The sequence below is a fragment of the Pseudomonas capeferrum genome (assembly GCF_013523055.1).
In the GTDB taxonomy this organism is placed as follows: Bacteria; Pseudomonadota; Gammaproteobacteria; order Pseudomonadales; family Pseudomonadaceae; genus Aquipseudomonas; species Aquipseudomonas capeferrum_A.
In genome coordinates, this window is sequence record NZ_JAAMQM010000030.1 from 19,394 (window position 1) to 35,462 (window position 16,069).

General features: G+C 61.8%; 13 protein-coding genes. 6 read left to right on the forward strand and 7 right to left on the reverse strand.

Going from position 1 to position 16,069, the window contains the following annotated elements:
• The first annotated feature begins 6 nt into the window (after nt 1–6).
• From scpB to G7009_RS25190, 3 genes are all read left to right on the forward strand, one after another.
• Nucleotides 7–813 (forward strand): SMC-Scp complex subunit ScpB, encoded by an 807-nt coding sequence (scpB, locus tag G7009_RS25180; RefSeq protein ID WP_181132866.1) that lies wholly within the window; start codon nt 7–9, stop codon nt 811–813.
• Between the two features lie 139 nt (nt 814–952).
• A complete protein-coding gene (gene rluB / locus G7009_RS25185; protein WP_181132868.1) occupies nt 953–2,026 on the forward strand; it encodes a 23S rRNA pseudouridine(2605) synthase RluB in 1,074 nt (357 codons plus the stop codon).
• A gap of 895 nt (nt 2,027–2,921) precedes the next feature.
• The gene (locus G7009_RS25190) at nt 2,922–4,340 is read left to right on the forward strand and encodes an amino acid permease (protein ID WP_181132871.1); all 1,419 of its coding nucleotides are present in this window, start codon (nt 2,922–2,924) and stop codon (nt 4,338–4,340) included.
• A 57-nt stretch (nt 4,341–4,397) separates the two neighbouring features.
• On the opposite strand, the gene G7009_RS25195 is transcribed toward G7009_RS25190, so the two are convergent.
• Complete coding sequence (locus tag G7009_RS25195) at nt 4,398–5,282, reverse strand: LysR substrate-binding domain-containing protein (RefSeq protein ID WP_181132874.1); 885 nt, start codon at nt 5,280–5,282, stop codon at nt 4,398–4,400.
• Between the two features lie 149 nt (nt 5,283–5,431).
• On the opposite strand from G7009_RS25195, the gene ydiJ reads away from it, so the two are divergent.
• A complete protein-coding gene (gene ydiJ / locus G7009_RS25200; protein WP_181132875.1) occupies nt 5,432–8,452 on the forward strand; it encodes a D-2-hydroxyglutarate dehydrogenase YdiJ in 3,021 nt (1,006 codons plus the stop codon).
• Between the two features lie 152 nt (nt 8,453–8,604).
• On the opposite strand, the gene G7009_RS27920 is transcribed toward ydiJ, so the two are convergent.
• The 3 genes from G7009_RS27920 to phhA all read right to left on the reverse strand — a co-directional run bounded on the left by G7009_RS27920 (nt 8,605) and on the right by phhA (nt 10,184).
• On the reverse strand, nt 8,605–8,736 hold the full coding sequence (locus G7009_RS27920) for a hypothetical protein (protein ID WP_258198049.1): 132 nt from the start codon (nt 8,734–8,736) through the stop codon (nt 8,605–8,607).
• 260 nt (nt 8,737–8,996) lie between these two features.
• The gene (locus tag G7009_RS25205) at nt 8,997–9,353 is read right to left on the reverse strand and encodes a 4a-hydroxytetrahydrobiopterin dehydratase (RefSeq protein WP_181132878.1); all 357 of its coding nucleotides are present in this window, start codon (nt 9,351–9,353) and stop codon (nt 8,997–8,999) included.
• A 42-nt stretch (nt 9,354–9,395) separates the two neighbouring features.
• A complete protein-coding gene (gene phhA, locus G7009_RS25210) occupies nt 9,396–10,184 on the reverse strand; it encodes a phenylalanine 4-monooxygenase (protein ID WP_181132880.1) in 789 nt (262 codons plus the stop codon).
• A gap of 265 nt (nt 10,185–10,449) precedes the next feature.
• Here phhA and G7009_RS25215 point away from each other — a divergent pair, with 265 nt between their 5' ends.
• Entirely contained in the window at nt 10,450–12,009 is a 1,560-nt protein-coding gene (locus G7009_RS25215) for a sigma-54-dependent transcriptional regulator (protein ID WP_181132883.1), read from the forward strand.
• Nucleotides 12,010–12,144: 135 nt separating this feature from the next.
• Here G7009_RS25215 and G7009_RS25220 read toward each other — a convergent pair whose 3' ends face one another.
• Nucleotides 12,145–12,402: a DUF2790 domain-containing protein gene (locus G7009_RS25220; protein WP_181132884.1), complete on the reverse strand. Its 258-nt coding sequence runs from the start codon at nt 12,400–12,402 to the stop codon at nt 12,145–12,147.
• A gap of 413 nt (nt 12,403–12,815) precedes the next feature.
• Here G7009_RS25220 and acs point away from each other — a divergent pair, with 413 nt between their 5' ends.
• A complete protein-coding gene (gene acs, locus G7009_RS25225) occupies nt 12,816–14,771 on the forward strand; it encodes an acetate--CoA ligase (protein WP_181132887.1) in 1,956 nt (651 codons plus the stop codon).
• Between the two features lie 324 nt (nt 14,772–15,095).
• Here the strand turns inward: acs and G7009_RS25230 are convergent, their stop codons facing one another.
• Together G7009_RS25230 and G7009_RS25235 are read right to left on the reverse strand one after the other, a co-directional pair.
• On the reverse strand, nt 15,096–15,578 hold the full coding sequence (locus tag G7009_RS25230; RefSeq protein ID WP_181132890.1) for a GreA/GreB family elongation factor: 483 nt from the start codon (nt 15,576–15,578) through the stop codon (nt 15,096–15,098).
• Nucleotides 15,575–15,976 (reverse strand): hypothetical protein, encoded by a 402-nt coding sequence (locus G7009_RS25235; protein ID WP_181132892.1) that lies wholly within the window; start codon nt 15,974–15,976, stop codon nt 15,575–15,577. Before G7009_RS25235 ends, G7009_RS25230 begins: the two co-directional genes overlap by 4 nt.
• Nucleotides 15,977–16,069 lie beyond the last annotated feature (93 nt).

A 16,069-nucleotide genomic window follows, 5' to 3' on the forward strand; every position in this document is an offset into this window, starting at 1 on the left:
GACCCCATGAACCTGAATGAACCACGCGACCTCGCTTCGCTGATCGAGGCCTTTCTCCTGGCGTCCGGCAAGCCGCAGTCCCTTGAACGTCTGTATGAACTGTTCGAGGAAGCCGAGCGCCCCGCGCCCGCGGTCTTCAAGAAAGCCCTGGATGCGCTGGCCAAGTCCTGCGCCGGACGGGCCTTCGAACTCAAGGAGGTCGCGACCGGCTATCGTCTGCAGATTCGCGAGAACTATGCGCCCTGGGTCGGCAGGCTATGGGAGGAACGGCCACAGCGTTACTCGCGCGCCCTGCTGGAAACCATGGCGCTGATCGCCTACCGTCAGCCGATCACGCGGGGCGAAATCGAGGACGTGCGCGGGGTTGCGGTCAACACCAACATCGTCAAGACACTCATGGAGCGTGAGTGGATTCGTGTCGTCGGCTACCGTGAGGTACCCGGCAGGCCCGCGATGTTCGCGACGACCAAGGCGTTCCTTGATCACTTCAACCTCAAGAGCCTTGACCAGTTGCCGCCATTGGCCGAGCTGCGAGAGCTGGAACTCGCACCGCTTCTGGACGAGGAGGACGCCCCCGTGCCCGCGCGCTTGCAGGCCCTGGCCGACGCCAGCCTGAGCGATGACGAGGCGGGCGAGCCGAGAGAGGAGACCAGCTTCCGCACGTTGCTCGGTGAGCTCGATGCCATGGAGGAGGGCCTGAAGATCGACTTCGAAGACCTGCTGGACGAGACGCGGGAGGCCGAAAAGGCGGGTATGCGCGAGGGCAACGCCGAAATGGCCGCGGCAGCCGAGCCTGGCTTGCCGGACGCTTGAGGCGGCCTTCGGGCGGAAACCCGCGACGCGCCATCGAAAAGCCGTTGGTCTCGGATGCGTTCGCGCGGTGATCGGCGTATGATGCGCGACCTTTTGGCGCGTCCGTCGCCAGAACATTCCTACACCGGGAGGTGCCCCTATGAATGACAAAGACCTGCAAGAAGCCCAACCCCTGCCGCCGTCCGGCGAAAAGCTCCAGAAAGTCCTGGCACGGATTGGCGTCGGCTCGCGCCGCGACGTCGAAGCCTGGATCAGCCAGGGCCGCATCAAGGTCAACGGCGTTGCCGCTACCTTGGGCCAACGCGTCGACCTGCATGACGCCATCGCCGTCGACGGCAAGCTGATCAAGCGCGAAGAGGCTGCCGAGTCGGTGCGCCGCGTGATCATGTACAACAAACCGGATGGCGAAATCTGCACCCGTGACGATCCGGAAGGCCGTCCGACCGTGTTCGATCGCCTGCCGCGTCCGAAGGAAGGCCGCTGGATCAATATCGGTCGTCTGGACATCAACACCACCGGTCTGCTGCTGTTCACGACCGATGGCGAGTTGGCCAATCGCCTGATGCACCCGTCCTACGAGATGGACCGCGAGTACGCGGTTCGCGTGCGCGGTGAAGTCGATGACGACATGCTTGATCGCCTGAAAGCGGGCGTAATGCTCGAAGACGGTCCGGCAAAGTTCACCGACATCCAGAAAGCACCTGGCGGTGAAGGCTTCAACCACTGGTACCACTGCGTGGTCATGGAAGGTCGCAACCGTGAAGTACGCCGCCTGTGGGAATCCCAGGGCATGGTGGTCAGCCGCCTGAAGCGCGTGCGTTTCGGTCCGGTGTTCCTCAATGCCGACCTGCCGATGGGCCGCTGGCGTGAGATGACCCAAGGCGAAATCGACATTCTCGCCGCCGAAGTCGGCTTGCAGCCGGTGGCGTTGCCGTCGATGAACCTCAAGACCAAGGACAAGCTGGAGCGCCTGCAGCGCAAGTCCACCCGCCCATTGGGTCGCGGCGAGCGCGTGCGCAACCTGCGTCCTGCCCAGGAAGGCGCTACCGAGCGACCTGCCCGCGCTCCACGCGAAGAAGCGCCTCGCAAGAGTGGCCGTACCAGTACCGTTGCCCAGCGTCCGAGCGAGATGCGCAAGGGTAGTGGCAAGCCGGGTGGTGGCAGACCATCGGGTGGCAAGCCGTCCGCGGGTCGTGGCAAGCCGCGTGACTGAGTGATGTAGCCGCCTGGCGCATGCCTTCAGGTTTATTGCGCCTATGAGACCGAGCGCCGCTCACGCGGCGCATCGCGGGACAAGCCCGCTTTCCACCGGAAACGGTCGCTTCGAGACACCGCTTTTGCCGGTGGCGGTGTTTCAAGGCAGTGCTCACCACCCCCTTCGATACACTGCATACCGGTGGTGAGCGGGCTTGTCCCGCGATGCGGCGCGTAAGCGGCGCTCGATCTCAAGACCGTCAAAGGTCCTACGTCATGCGCTCGCCAACCGTCGCCTGACCGCTAATCTGATATTTTCAACTGCATCAATGCCAAAGTTTTTTCTTTCATCCCAAGGTGTTGCACACCGTTCGGAAAGATTTCTTACCGCCTTGTAAGGGAATGTTTACAAGCGGTGGTCGGTTTTGCCTCTGAAACCGATTAATCAACCTTTCTGTAAACAGAATGTTCCATCCCCTCCAGCCTGACCTCTTCCAAGCGCCATTCGGCCTCTTGCAGACACTTCCCTCACCCGCTGAAATGCCCTCCATTGCTTCGTGCAAAGCCCGCCCTCGATGGCGTGCACAGATAACAACAATTGGAGGCGCAATGTACGCCGATCATCCTGCCTGTCCCGGCCAGTACCTCAGGACCGCTGCGTTTTTTTCTTCGCGAAGGACGCAACGCGTTGACGCCTGCGCGTCTGCAGGGGTATACAGAGCGCCGCGTTTTATCTGTGACTCCCTTGCGTACCGCGCACTCTCGCCGACTCCCGGCTGATACGCCACGGGCCTTGCCCCGCCGAATCGCCACAGGTCCGAGAAATCCAAGGTAATCACCTTGCCATTCCGCTGCGCCACGAGTGCGGTGGGTCCGATCCCGTCACAGATAAAAACAAGCAGGTGACATCGTTCATGAGTGGACAAAACTCGCATTCAGGCGAGCTCAAGCGCGGCCTGAAAAATCGCCATATCCAGTTGATCGCCTTGGGTGGCGCCATCGGCACCGGATTGTTCCTTGGGTCGGCCGGCGTGATGAAGAGCGCCGGTCCTTCGATGATCCTGGGTTACGCCATCTGCGGCTTCATCGCTTTCATGATCATGCGCCAGCTTGGCGAAATGATCGTCGAGGAGCCGGTCGCCGGCTCCTTCAGCCACTTCGCCCATAAGTACTGGGGCGGCTTCGCCGGGTTCCTGTCAGGCTGGAATTGCTGGGTCCTGTACATCCTGGTCGGGATGTCCGAATTGTCCGCGGTAGGCAAGTACGTCCACTATTGGTGGCCGGAGATTCCGACTTGGGTCACCGCGGCGGCATTCTTCCTCCTGATCAATGCCGTCAACCTGATGAACGTCAAGGTGTTCGGCGAAACCGAATTCTGGTTCGCGATCATCAAGGTCGTGGCCATCGTCGGCATGATCGGCCTTGGCAGCTACCTGCTGGTCAGTGGTTCGGGCGGGCCGCAGGCCTCCGTCAGCAACCTGTGGGAGCACGGCGGTTTCTTCCCCAACGGCGTCAGCGGGCTGGTCATGGCCCTGGCGATCATCATGTTCTCCTTCGGCGGCCTGGAAATGCTCGGTTTTACCGCTGCCGAGGCCGACAAGCCCAGGACCGTGATCCCCAAGGCGATCAATCAGGTCATCTACCGGATCCTGATTTTCTATGTGGGGGCGCTGATCGTACTGCTGTCGCTGACGCCGTGGGACAGCCTGGTCGCCAGCATCGATGCCGCGGGTGGCAGCTACGGCAGTAGCCCGTTCGTCCAGGTCTTTTCCCTGCTGGGTAGCGATGTGGCCGCGCACTTGCTGAACTTCGTCGTCCTGACGGCCGCCTTGTCGGTCTACAACAGCGGCACCTACTGCAATGCGCGCATGCTCTTCGGCATGGCCGAGCAGGGCGATGCGCCGGCAGGTCTTGCGCATATCGACAAGCGCGGTGTGCCTGTGCGGGCGATACTGGTATCCGCGGCGGTGACGCTGGTGGCCGTGCTGCTCAACTACTTCATGCCACAGCATGCGCTGGAGCTGCTGATGTCCCTGGTGGTCGCGGCCCTGGTCATCAACTGGGCGATGATCAGCTATTCGCACCTCAAGTTCCGCCAGCACCTGGACCGCACAGGGCAGAAGCCGCTGTTCAAGGCCTTGTGGTATCCCTATGGCAACTACCTGTGCCTGGCCTTCGTGGTGTTCATCCTAGGCATCATGTTGCTGATCCCGGGCATCCAGGTATCGGTCTACGCGATTCCGGTCTGGCTGCTGGTGATGTTCGGCCTGTACCAGCTCAAGCGTCGACGTGATCCCGACCATCACACTGCCGCGGGATCTGCCGCCAAGTAAGCGCGACATGGCACTCGCTCCCAGCCCCGCGTCGCGGGGCTGTTTCCCCTCGCCGTTTCAGATCTGTTCCAGCAACCAGCCACGAAATGCTCGCAACGAGGGCAGCGCTTCATTGCGTGGTGGGTAGATCAGGTAATAGCTACGCTGGCTGGCGAACGCCTCCCCGGCGCTGAACAGCTCGCCATTGGCCAGTTCTTCCTCTACCAGAATGCGCGGCACCAGGCCGATGCCGATCCCCGCGCGTACCGCCTGGATCAGGTGCGAGGTCAGCTCGAAGCTCGGCCCCAGGCGCATGCCCCGATGCGGCAGGCGGTAATGGGAGAACCACTCGCCCCAGGCGTGAGGGTTGTTCGCCACGTTGAGCAACATCTGCTCGCCGATACGCGCTGGAGTCCACGCTTGCGTGTGCTGCCTGGCCTCTGGCGGCAATATGACCACCAGTTCCTCGGCGTGCAGGCGGTGGCAGATCAGCCCTGGCAGGTCGCCGGAGGCGACGCCGATGGCCGCGTCGATCTCGCTGGTGGCGAAATCGATCGATTCGATGCGCGAATGTATGTGCACCAGCATCCCGGGGTGCGCGGCATAAAAGGCATGCAGTCGTGGCAGCAACCATTTCGAGCCGAAGGTCGGCAGGGTGGCCAGGCGCAACGTGCCGACGCCTGATTGGTAGGCCAGGGCCTGGAGCGTGGCGCTGCGGATACGCCCCAGCGCATCGCTGAGTTCGCGCTGGTACAGGCGCCCCACGTCGGTCAGTTGCACCTGACGGCCTTCTCGACGGAACAGGGTCAGTCCCAGTTGTTGCTCCAGTGCCTGGACTTGACGGCTCACGGCGCTCTGGGTCAGGGATAGCTCTGCGGCGGCTCGTGTGTAGCTCTCGTGTCGCGCGGCGGCTTCAAAGGCCAGCAGAAGCGACATGGAGGGCGTCAGGTAGCGGTAATTCATTCATTAAAGTCATCGATAGCGGCAGGATTATCCATTTGCCCCCGGCTTGAAAGTACAGGAGCATTGCCTCAGTCGTCATCCCTGCAAGATCTACTCATGCCGGGATGGCAGGATTTCCGTGAATCAGCCGATAAAGAGGCCATCCCTCGATGATTGCCCAGTTGCCTACCAGCGCCCCCGACGCGCGTTACCCAGAATTCCTCGAAGCCCTGCGTGCCAGCGGCTTCCGCGGTCAGCTCAGCGCTGATTATGCGACGCGTACGGTCCTGGCCACCGACAACTCCATCTACCAGCGCCTTCCCCAGGCCGCGGTGTTTCCGATGGATGCCGACGATGTGACCCGCGTCGCCAGGTTGATGGCGGAGCCGCGCTTTCGCGAGGTCAAGCTCACGCCTCGTGGCGGTGGTACCGGGACCAATGGCCAATCCTTGACCGATGGCATCGTGGTCGACCTGTCGCGCCACATGAACCAGATCCTTGAGATCAACGTCCAGGAGCGCTGGGTGCGCGTCCAGGCCGGAGTGGTCAAGGACCAGCTCAACGCGGCCCTCAAACCCCATGGGCTGTTCTTCGCGCCGGAACTGTCGACCTCCAACCGCGCCACGATCGGCGGCATGATCAATACCGATGCCAGCGGCCAGGGCAGTTGTACCTATGGCAAGACCCGTGATCATGTGCTCGAGCTCGACAGCGTGCTGCTGGGCGGCGAACGCCTGCACAGCCGTCCGCTCGATGACCAGGCGCTGGAGCAGGCTTGCGCGGCGTCGGGGCGTATCGGCGAGGTCTACCGCATGGCCAGGGAAATCCAGGAAACCCAGGCCGAGCTGATCGAGAGTACCTTTCCCAAGCTCAACCGCTGCCTGACCGGTTATGACCTGGCCCACCTGCGCGACGAGCAGGGGCGCTTCAACCTCAACAGCGTATTGTGCGGCGCCGAGGGCTCGCTGGGCTATGTGGTCGAGGCCAAGCTCAACGTCCTGCCGATCCCGCGATATGCCGTGCTGGTCAACGTCCGCTACGGCAGTTTCATGGAAGCCCTGCGTGACGCCAACGCACTGATGGCGCACAAGCCGCTGTCGATCGAGACCGTGGATTCCAAGGTGCTGATGCTGGCGATGAAAGACATCGTCTGGCACAGCGTCGCAGAGTACTTCCCAGCCGATGCCGAGCGTCCGACCCTGGGCATCAACCTGGTGGAATTCTGTGGCGACGACCCGGTGGAGGTGAACGCCCGGGTCGAGGCCTTCGTCGCTCATTTGCAGACAGACACCAGCGTCGAACGCCTGGGGCACACCCTGGCACAAGGCGCCGAGGCAGTCACGCGTGTCTATGTGATGCGCAAGCGCTCGGTGGGGTTGCTGGGCAACGTCGAAGGCGAAGTGCGCCCACAGCCGTTCGTGGAGGATACCGCCGTGCCGCCGGAGCAACTGGCGGACTACATCGCCGAGTTCCGCGCCTTGCTCGACAGCCATGGCCTGGCCTATGGCATGTTCGGCCATGTCGATGCCGGCGTACTCCACGTTCGCCCGGCGCTGGACATGAAGGATCCCGCCCAGGCCGCCCTGATCAAGCCGATTTCCGATGCGGTGGCGGCGCTGACCAAGCGCTATGGCGGCCTGCTCTGGGGCGAGCATGGCAAAGGCCTGCGCTCGGAATACGTCCCGGAATACTTCGGCGAGCTTTACCCGGCCCTGCAGCGCCTCAAGGGTGCCTTCGATCCGCATAACCAGCTCAACCCAGGCAAGATCTGCACGCCGCCGGACAGCGCGCAGGGCCTGATAAAGGTCAACGAGGCGACCCTGCGCGGCGATCTCGATCGCACCATCGACGAGCGTGTCTGGCAGAGTTTCGGCAGTGCCGTGCACTGCAACGGCAACGGGGCCTGTTACAACTACGATCCCAACGATGCCATGTGCCCGTCGTGGAAAGCGACCCGCGAGCGTCAGCATTCTCCCAAGGGTCGGGCATCGCTCATCCGTGAATGGCTACGCCTGCAGGGCGCGGCCGACATTGATGTGCTGGCCGCCGCGCGGCAACCGGCTTCCTGGCTCAAGGGCCTGCCCGCGCGCCTGCGCAACAGCCGTGCCCGTCGGCAGGGCCAGGAAGATTTCTCCCATGAGGTGTACGACGCCATGGCCGGCTGCCTGGCGTGCAAATCCTGCGCGGGGCAATGCCCGATCAAGGTCAACGTGCCTGATTTCCGTTCGCGCTTTCTCGAGCTCTACCACGGTCGTTACCAGCGTCCATTGCGCGACTACTTGATCGGCTCGCTGGAATTCACCATTCCCTATCTGGCCTACGCACCCGGCCTGTACAACGCAGTGATGAGTTCGAAATGGGTGAGTGGGCTGTTGGCAGACAAGATCGGCATGGTCGACAGCCCGCTGATCAGTCGTTTCAGCCTGCAGTCGACCCTGTCCCGCTGCCGGGTCGGCGTGGCCAGCGTGCCTGCTCTGCGTGAACTGACCCCGGCTCAGCGCGAGCGCAGCATCGTCCTGGTTCAGGATGCCTTTACCCGGTACTTCGAAACGCCCTTGCTGGCCTCGTTCATCGAGCTCGCCCATCGCCTTGGGCATCGGGTGTTCCTCGCGCCTTACAGCGCCAACGGCAAGCCCCTGCACGTACAGGGTTTCCTCGGCGCCTTCGCCAAGGCGGCCATTCGCAATGGCAGCCAGCTCAAGGCCTTGGCTGATTGCGGCGTGCCGCTGGTGGGCCTGGATCCGGCGATGACCCTGGTCTATCGGCAGGAATATCAGAAGGTCCCAGGCCTGGAAGAGTGCCCCAAGGTCTTGTTGCCGCAAGAATGGCTGATGGATGTATTGCCCGAACAAAGCGCTGCGGCGGTGGGCAACTTCCGTCTGATGGCGCACTGCACCGAGAAGACCAACGTGCCGGCCAGTACCCGGCAATGGGAGCAGGTTTTTTCCCGCCTGGGCCTGACGCTGGTAACCGAGGCGACCGGATGTTGCGGCATGTCCGGGACCTACGGGCACGAGGCACGCCACCAGGTGACCTCGCGAACCATCTTCGAACAGTCCTGGGCGACCAAGTTGGACAAGGAAGGGGAGGCGCTGGCGACCGGTTACTCATGCCGCAGTCAGGTCAAGCGCCTGGCTGATCGCAAGTTGCGTCATCCTTTGGAAGTGGTTCTGCAGTACGCCCAACGTTAGATGTAAGGCCACAGACTCGCGCTCTGTAACGCGCCGGGTATGGCGGAAGGCTTGGCATGTGCATCAGGAAGGGTGGTCGTGACGGTGTGAAAACGCGATGACGGGGTAACCCGCTGGTCAGCCGTTTTCACACAGTCGGAGGGTGTGCGCGATTATTCCTGGTCGGCGCTGGAAGGATCGTCGCCATTCTGCTCGACGGCCTGTGAGGGCTCGGCGGTATGGGTGGCAACGGATTGCTCTTCGGGGTTCAGGCTTGGGAAGGGAAGATTCGGGATTTCGTGCATCTCGTCGTTCCTCGCAAGTGTGAGAGATCGGGATTGCGCCGAGGCGCGTGTGGCTTCGAAAAGCCGGGGCAGGATACAGCAGTCCGCGTGACAGTATTAATTTTTTGCGGATCGCTGGGCGGGAGATGGGCGATTATCGGCAGATCTCCCTCGCAAGCTGGAGTCGCCGAGGGCAGGGCAGGCGTGGCAGCCAAGGCGCAGAGGCTTCTGCTCGAACGCTGCCGTACAGGAGACGTGGCCTCCTGTACGGGTAAGGGGTATTACTTGCGTCCTTCGGCCGTCTCGGCCACTTCGTCGGTGCGCGCCGCCATGATGAAGTCGTTGCGGTGCAGGCCCTTGATCGAGTGGCTCCACCAGGTCACGGTGACCTTGCCCCATTCTGTCAGCAGGCCCGGGTGGTGACCTTCGGCCTCGGCGATCACGCCCACGGCATTGGTGAACGCCAGAGCATGCTTGAAGTTCTTGAACAGAAAGACCCGTTCCAGTTGCATGACACCGTCACGGACCATCGGGCTCCATTCGGGGATCTGGCGGATCAACTGCGCCAGTTCTTCATCGGAGACTTTCGGAGCATCGGCGTGGCAGGCTTCGCAATGGGCTTGATTCAGGGCATTCATGGGCGATTCCATCATTATCGTTGTCAGGTCGTGCAAGGCGGCTCAGGCGGCTACCTTGGGTGGAAACTTCGGCGCGTGCAGTCCCAGTCGCATGGCCTGGTGCACCATGGCCATGATGTCCTCATGGGCCAGGTCGAACAGACGCTTGAGCTCAGGCAGGACAAAGTAGACCGGCTGCAGGATATCGATACGGTACGGCGTGCGCATGGCCTCCACGGGGTCGAACGCCACACGCTCGGGTTCGTCGGACAGGCTGTATACCGTCTCCTTCGGTGAGGACAGGATGCCGCCTCCGTAGATTCTCATGCCCTGCGCAGTGTCCATCAAGCCGAACTCGATGGTCATCCAGTACAGGCGCGCCAGGTAGACGCGCTCTTCCTTGGTGGCCTTGAGGCCGAGCCGTCCATAGATATGAGTGAATTCGGCGAACCATGGATTGGTCAGCAAGGGGCAGTGGCCAAAGACCTCATGAAAGATATCGGGCTCTTGCAGGTAGTCCAGCTCTTCAGGGGTCCGAATGAACGTAGCCACCGGAAAGCGCTTGCTGGCAAGGAGCTCGAAAAAGGTCTGGAAGGGAATGAGCGCGGGTACACGGGCAACCTGCCAACCGGTGGTTGCGCCCAATACCTTGTTGATTTCGCCTAGCTGCGGAATTCGTTCGCTCGGCAGCGCGAGCTGCTCCACGCCGTCCAGGTACTCTTGGCAGGCACGGCCCTCGAGCAGCTTCATCTGGCGCGTGATCAGCGTCTTCCATACCGCGTGCTCGGACGGGGAATAGTCGATAAAACCGTTCGCATCGGGCTCGCGCGCCACGTATTGCGTCTGTTTCATGTGGCTCTCCTGGTGAGGGCTTTTATTGTTATGAGGTCACGACATGACCTAGTAATAACCTTTCCCCAAGTTTTTTGTTGGGCAGGTGGCCAGAGGAAACACATCGATCAAGCCGTTTTCGTAAAGATAATTTTACAATCCTGAAGGGTTGGCGGAAAATCAAGCGGCTTTGGCCCTGAATTTGGCTAGGTTTGGCATTTTTTCTTTACGATTTTTCTGATGGTGACGCAGAAAACGGCGTCCCTCCCTGATTCGAGAGCTCTTCATGCGCATCAAAGTGCATTGCCAGAACCGCATTGGCATCCTGCGTGACATCCTTAACCTGCTGGTCGAATACGGTATCAACGTGGCGCGAGGCGAAGTCGGCGGGGAGCATGGCAATGCTATCTACCTGCATTGCCCGAACCTCATCAACCTGCAGTTCCAGGCCCTCAGACCCCGGTTCGAATCCATCACCGGGGTCTTTGGCGTCAAGCGCGTGGGATTGATGCCCAGCGAGCGTCGGCACATGGAACTCAATGCCCTGTTGGGAGCGCTGGATTTCCCTGTGCTGTCCATCGACATGGGCGGTTCGATCGTGGCGGCCAACCGCGCTGCGGCGCAGCTGCTCGGCGTGCGAGTCGACGAGGTGCCCGGTATCCCGCTGTCACGCTATGCGGAAGATTTCGACCTGCCCGAGCTGGTACGGGCCAACCAGTCGCGCATCAATGGGCTGCGAGTAAAGGTCAGAGGCGATGTGTTCCTGGCTGATATCGCGCCGCTGCAGTCCGAGCACGATGACAGCGAGGCGCTGGCGGGGGCCGTGTTGACCCTGCATCGGGCCGATCGCATCGGTGAGCGCATCTACAACGTGCGCAAGCAGGAACTGCGCGGCTTCGACAGCATCTTCCAAAGCTCGCGCGTCATGGCCGCGGTGGTGCGTGAGGCGCGACGCATGGCGCCACTGGATGCACCGCTGCTGATCGAAGGCGAGACCGGCACCGGCAAGGAGCTGTTGGCCCGTGCCTGTCACTTGGCCAGCCCGCGCGGTCAGTCGCCGCTGATGGCGCTCAATTGTGCCGGCCTGCCGGAGTCGATGGCCGAGACCGAACTGTTCGGCTATGGTCCCGGCGCCTTCGAGGGCGCGCGGGCCGAGGGCAAGTTGGGGCTGCTGGAGCTGACAGCAGGTGGCTCGCTGTTTCTCGATGGCGTCGATGAGATGAGCCCGCGCCTGCAGGTCAAGTTGCTGCGCTTTCTGCAGGATGGCTGCTTCCGCCGGGTCGGCAGCGACGAAGAGGTCTATCTGGATGTCCGGGTGATCTGTGCGACCCAGGTCGATCTCTCGGAACTGTGCGCCCGCGGCGAATTTCGTCAGGATCTGTACCACCGCCTCAATGTCCTGTCCCTGCACATTCCGCCACTGCGCGAGTGCATGGATGGCCTGGCGGGGCTGGTCGAGCATTTCCTCGACCAGGCCAGTCGGCAGATCGGCTGTGCGTTGCCGAAGTTGGCCTCGGCGGCCATGGAAAAACTCAGCCAATATCACTGGCCGGGTAATGTAAGGCAATTGGAGAACGTATTGTTTCAGGCGGTATCGCTGTGCGAGGGCGGGATCGTCAAGAGCGATCATATTCGCCTGCCCGATTATGGGATACGAAAACCCTTGGGTGATTTCTCGCTGGAAGGCGATTTGGCAACGATCGTGGGCCGCTTTGAAAAAGCGGTACTCGAAAACTTGATGGGCGACTATCCAAGTAGCCGTGCCTTGGGAAAACGCCTGGGCGTTTCCCATACGACCATTGCCAACAAGTTGCGCGATTACACGCTGAACAAATCGGCAGAATAACAAAGCGAGGCTGTGCGTTCTCTAAGGGCGCGCACGCCGGCAACTTTCAGCTATTTTATCTGGCAATGACAACCGGCAACTTTAGCGCTGCGCGCCTCGCGGAAGGTCGGCAAGGCGCGTCGAGCCTGCTTGGGATCAGCCGTTGGAGCAGCCGTTGCCCATTACCCGGTATTCGAGGGTGTGCTTCTGGCCCTTGGAGTCTTCGTAGGTCATGTGGGCCGGCACGACTTCGCAGACATCGGGGACTTCTTCCATGGAAATGACTCGCGCAATATCCAGGTGCTGCGAATAACTATACTGTTCAACCGGAATCTGCTCGGCGTCCTGTGCAACTTCCGCGGCCATCGCCGAGCTGCAAAGACCACCCAGTACCAGTACCAGTAACGCTTTCATTTTCAATTTACCTGTTCGAGGTCGAGAAGGGGCGCGCGACACCTGAGGTGCCGCGTGTACATCTAAGTTTGAATAAGTCAGCTGATACAGAATCAACAGGCCTTCGTGGGGCTGTCATCAAAGTTAATTACTGTGCCTTAGCTGGCGAGACGAATTTTATGCCTCGTCCCGAGGTTGAAAAAGAGGTCATTCTGATAAGGTTTTTTCAACTTTTGACAAAACTTGTAACAATCCTCCTGTCCTGACAATCGCTGCCCTGCCTCGCCCCTTGCGGCACACGGTCCAGAACGGTTCCTGTCGGGCTTGGGCGTAAAGGACGGTTCTGGTACTACCAACGTCGAATGGCCTTCGGCGCCCTGGTACAGTTACAAACGGTCCCATACAAAAACAACTATTTCACCGAGGTAACACAGATGAGTGCGGCTCCACTGTATCCCGTTCGTCCCGAAGTTGCGGCCAATACCCTGACCGACGAGGCCACCTACAAGGCCATGTATCAGCAATCGGTGATCAACCCCGACGGGTTCTGGCGCGAGCAGGCCCAGCGCCTCGACTGGATCAAACCCTTCACCAAGGTCAAGCAGACTTCCTTCGATGACCATCACGTGGACATCAAGTGGTTCGCCGACGGTACTCTGAACGTTTCCTACAACTGCCTGGACCGTCACCTCGAAGAGCGCGGCGATCAGTTGGCGATCATCTGGGAAGGCGACGACCCTTCGGAACACCGCAACATCACCTACCGCGAATTGCACGAGCAAGTGTGCAAGTTCGCCAACGCTCTGCGTGGCCAGGACGTGCACCGCGGTGACGTAGTGACCATCTACATGCCAATGATCCCCGAGGCCGTGGTGGCCATGCTGGCCTGCGCACGCATCGGCGCGATCCACTCGGTCGTGTTTGGCGGCTTCTCGCCCGAGGCACTGGCGGGTCGCATCATCGATTGCGCCTCCAAGGTGGTGATCACCGCCGACGAGGGGCTGCGCGGCGGCCGTCGCACGGCGCTCAAGGCCAATGTCGACCTGGCCCTGACCAACCCTGAAACCAGCAGCGTGCAGAAGATCATCGTGTGCAAGCGCACCGGCGGCGAGATCGCCTGGCACCAGCATCGCGACATCTGGTACGAAGACCTGATGAAGGTCGCCTCCAGCCACTGCGCGCCGAAGGAAATGGGCGCCGAGGAAGCGCTGTTCATCCTCTACACTTCCGGTTCCACCGGCAAGCCCAAGGGCGTACTGCATACTTCCGGGGGTTACCTGCTGTACGCGGCCCTGACCCATGAGCGTGTCTTCGACTATCGTCCCGGAGATGTCTACTGGTGCACCGCCGACGTCGGTTGGGTCACGGGGCACAGCTATATCGTCTATGGTCCGTTGGCCAACGGTGCCACCACCTTGCTGTTCGAAGGCGTGCCGAACTATCCCGACATCACCCGCGTGTCGAAGATCATCGACAAGCACAAGGTGAACATTCTCTACACCGCGCCAACCGCCATTCGCGCCATGATGGCCGAAGGTCAGGCCGCGGTCGCCGGCGCGGACGGCTCCAGCCTGCGTCTGCTCGGTTCGGTGGGCGAGCCGATCAATCCGGAAGCGTGGAACTGGTATCACCAGGCCGTCGGCAAGGAGCGCTGCCCGATCGTCGACACCTGGTGGCAGACCGAGACCGGCGGCATCCTTATCAGCCCGTTGCCGGGGGCCACTGCCCTCAAGCCGGGCTCGGCGACGCGTCCGTTCTTCGGCGTGGTGCCGGCGCTGGTGGACAACCTGGGCAACCTGATCGATGGCGCGGCTGAAGGCAACCTGGTGATTCTCGATTCCTGGCCTGGCCAGTCGCGCTCGCTGTATGGCGACCACGACCGCTTCGTCGACACCTACTTCAAGACTTTCCGCGGCATGTATTTCACGGGCGACGGTGCTCGCCGCGACGAAGATGGCTACTACTGGATCACCGGGCGGGTCGACGACGTACTGAACGTCTCCGGCCACCGCATGGGCACCGCCGAGATCGAAAGTGCCATGGTTGCCCACCCTAAGGTCGCCGAAGCCGCCGTGGTCGGTGTGCCGCATGATCTCAAGGGGCAGGGCATCTACGTCTATGTCACCCTCAATGTTGGCGAAGAGCCGAGCGAAGCGCTGCGTCTCGAGCTGAGGAACTGGGTACGCAAGGAGATCGGCCCGATCGCCTCGCCTGACGTCATCCAGTGGGCGCCAGGCCTGCCCAAGACCCGCTCAGGCAAGATCATGCGTCGCATCCTGCGCAAGATTGCCACGGGTGAGTATGACGCCCTGGGGGATATCTCGACCCTGGCCGACCCGAGCGTGGTGCAGCACCTGATCGATACGCATCGAACGATGAAGGTGGCCTGACGTCTTGCAGCCCCCGGAGGCATTTAGCTCCGGGGGTCTGCGCGGCTGACGCGCAGTCCCATCGCCATGCGCGATCGCTGGTAGCAGATCACCCAGCCCGCAAGCGCGCCGCATCCCTGTGGAGGCGGGTTTGCCCGCGAACACCGGCGAAGCCGGTGCCATAAACCGCAGCGCCTACTTCGCGGGTAAACCCGCTCCCACAGGGATGCGGCGCGTTTGCGGGCTTTGGGTAATCTGCTACCGGGAGTGCGCATGGCATCACCGCCAGCCTCGGGTCCGGCGTGGGCATACTCCGTAACGTTCCACGCGACCACGGCTCGCGCGTCAAGCCACTTCTATCACGACCCGCACCTGCCTCACCCCCGCCAGCACCCATTCCACCTCATCGTCGACGAACTTCCCCAGCAACTGTCGCCCCAATGGCGAACGGGGAGTGATCACGGTGACCTGTCGATCCTTGTCCCCAATCTTCAACCCCGCGCCTTCAGGACCGATGAACAGCACCTGCCGAGCGCCGTGCTCATCTTCCAGTGTCACCAGGTTGCTGACCTGGATACCCTTGGCAGGGTCGTAGTCACGCAGCAGGAGCTGCTGGAAAGCCAATAGCGCCTGGCGAATCTCGGCGGTGCGACGCGCCTGCCCGGTAGCCAGATAGGAAGCCTCCAGGCTGAGCGTGTCGTACTTGTTCTCGGCCACATTCTCTTCGGCGGTCGCCGTCTCGTACGCGACCTGGGCCGCGCGGCGCGACACATCGAGGTCATGTTCGAGGGTGATGCAGATGCGGTGCAGCAGATCGGTCTTGGTCATGGGCGATAGCAAAACTGCAGGACGTTGGCCTGGCTCTTGTCGGTCGGAGCGGTACGATGTTGCTGCAGCCAGAACTGACAGCGTGGGTTATCCAGATGACGCGGGCCACCTTCGGCCGCTGCCGCGGCCTGCTCGGCTTGTTGCTGATCCAGGATTTCCTTGTAGCGCTCGAACATTTCTTCCTGCCCCGGCAGGGCGGGTGCGGCGGAATCGGGGCGTGCGGTGGCAGCGGAGGGGGCGATCGATCGGGTCACCGGCAGCACCTGCTCCGGCCACATGCGCAAGGCGAGCCACAGGCTGAAGGCAATGGCCAGGGCGCCGAGCCACAGGCCCGCCGCCACGCTAAGGATCAGCGGCAGCGACTTGAGGGTGATCTTGAGTTCGCGGTGTCGATGCATGGGGGCCTCCTGGCTGGACGGGCAGGGTGCCATTGTCGCACGGCGCGGGAAGGAAATTTCAGCCCCGGCGCTTTTGTCCGTGCGTATTTATCC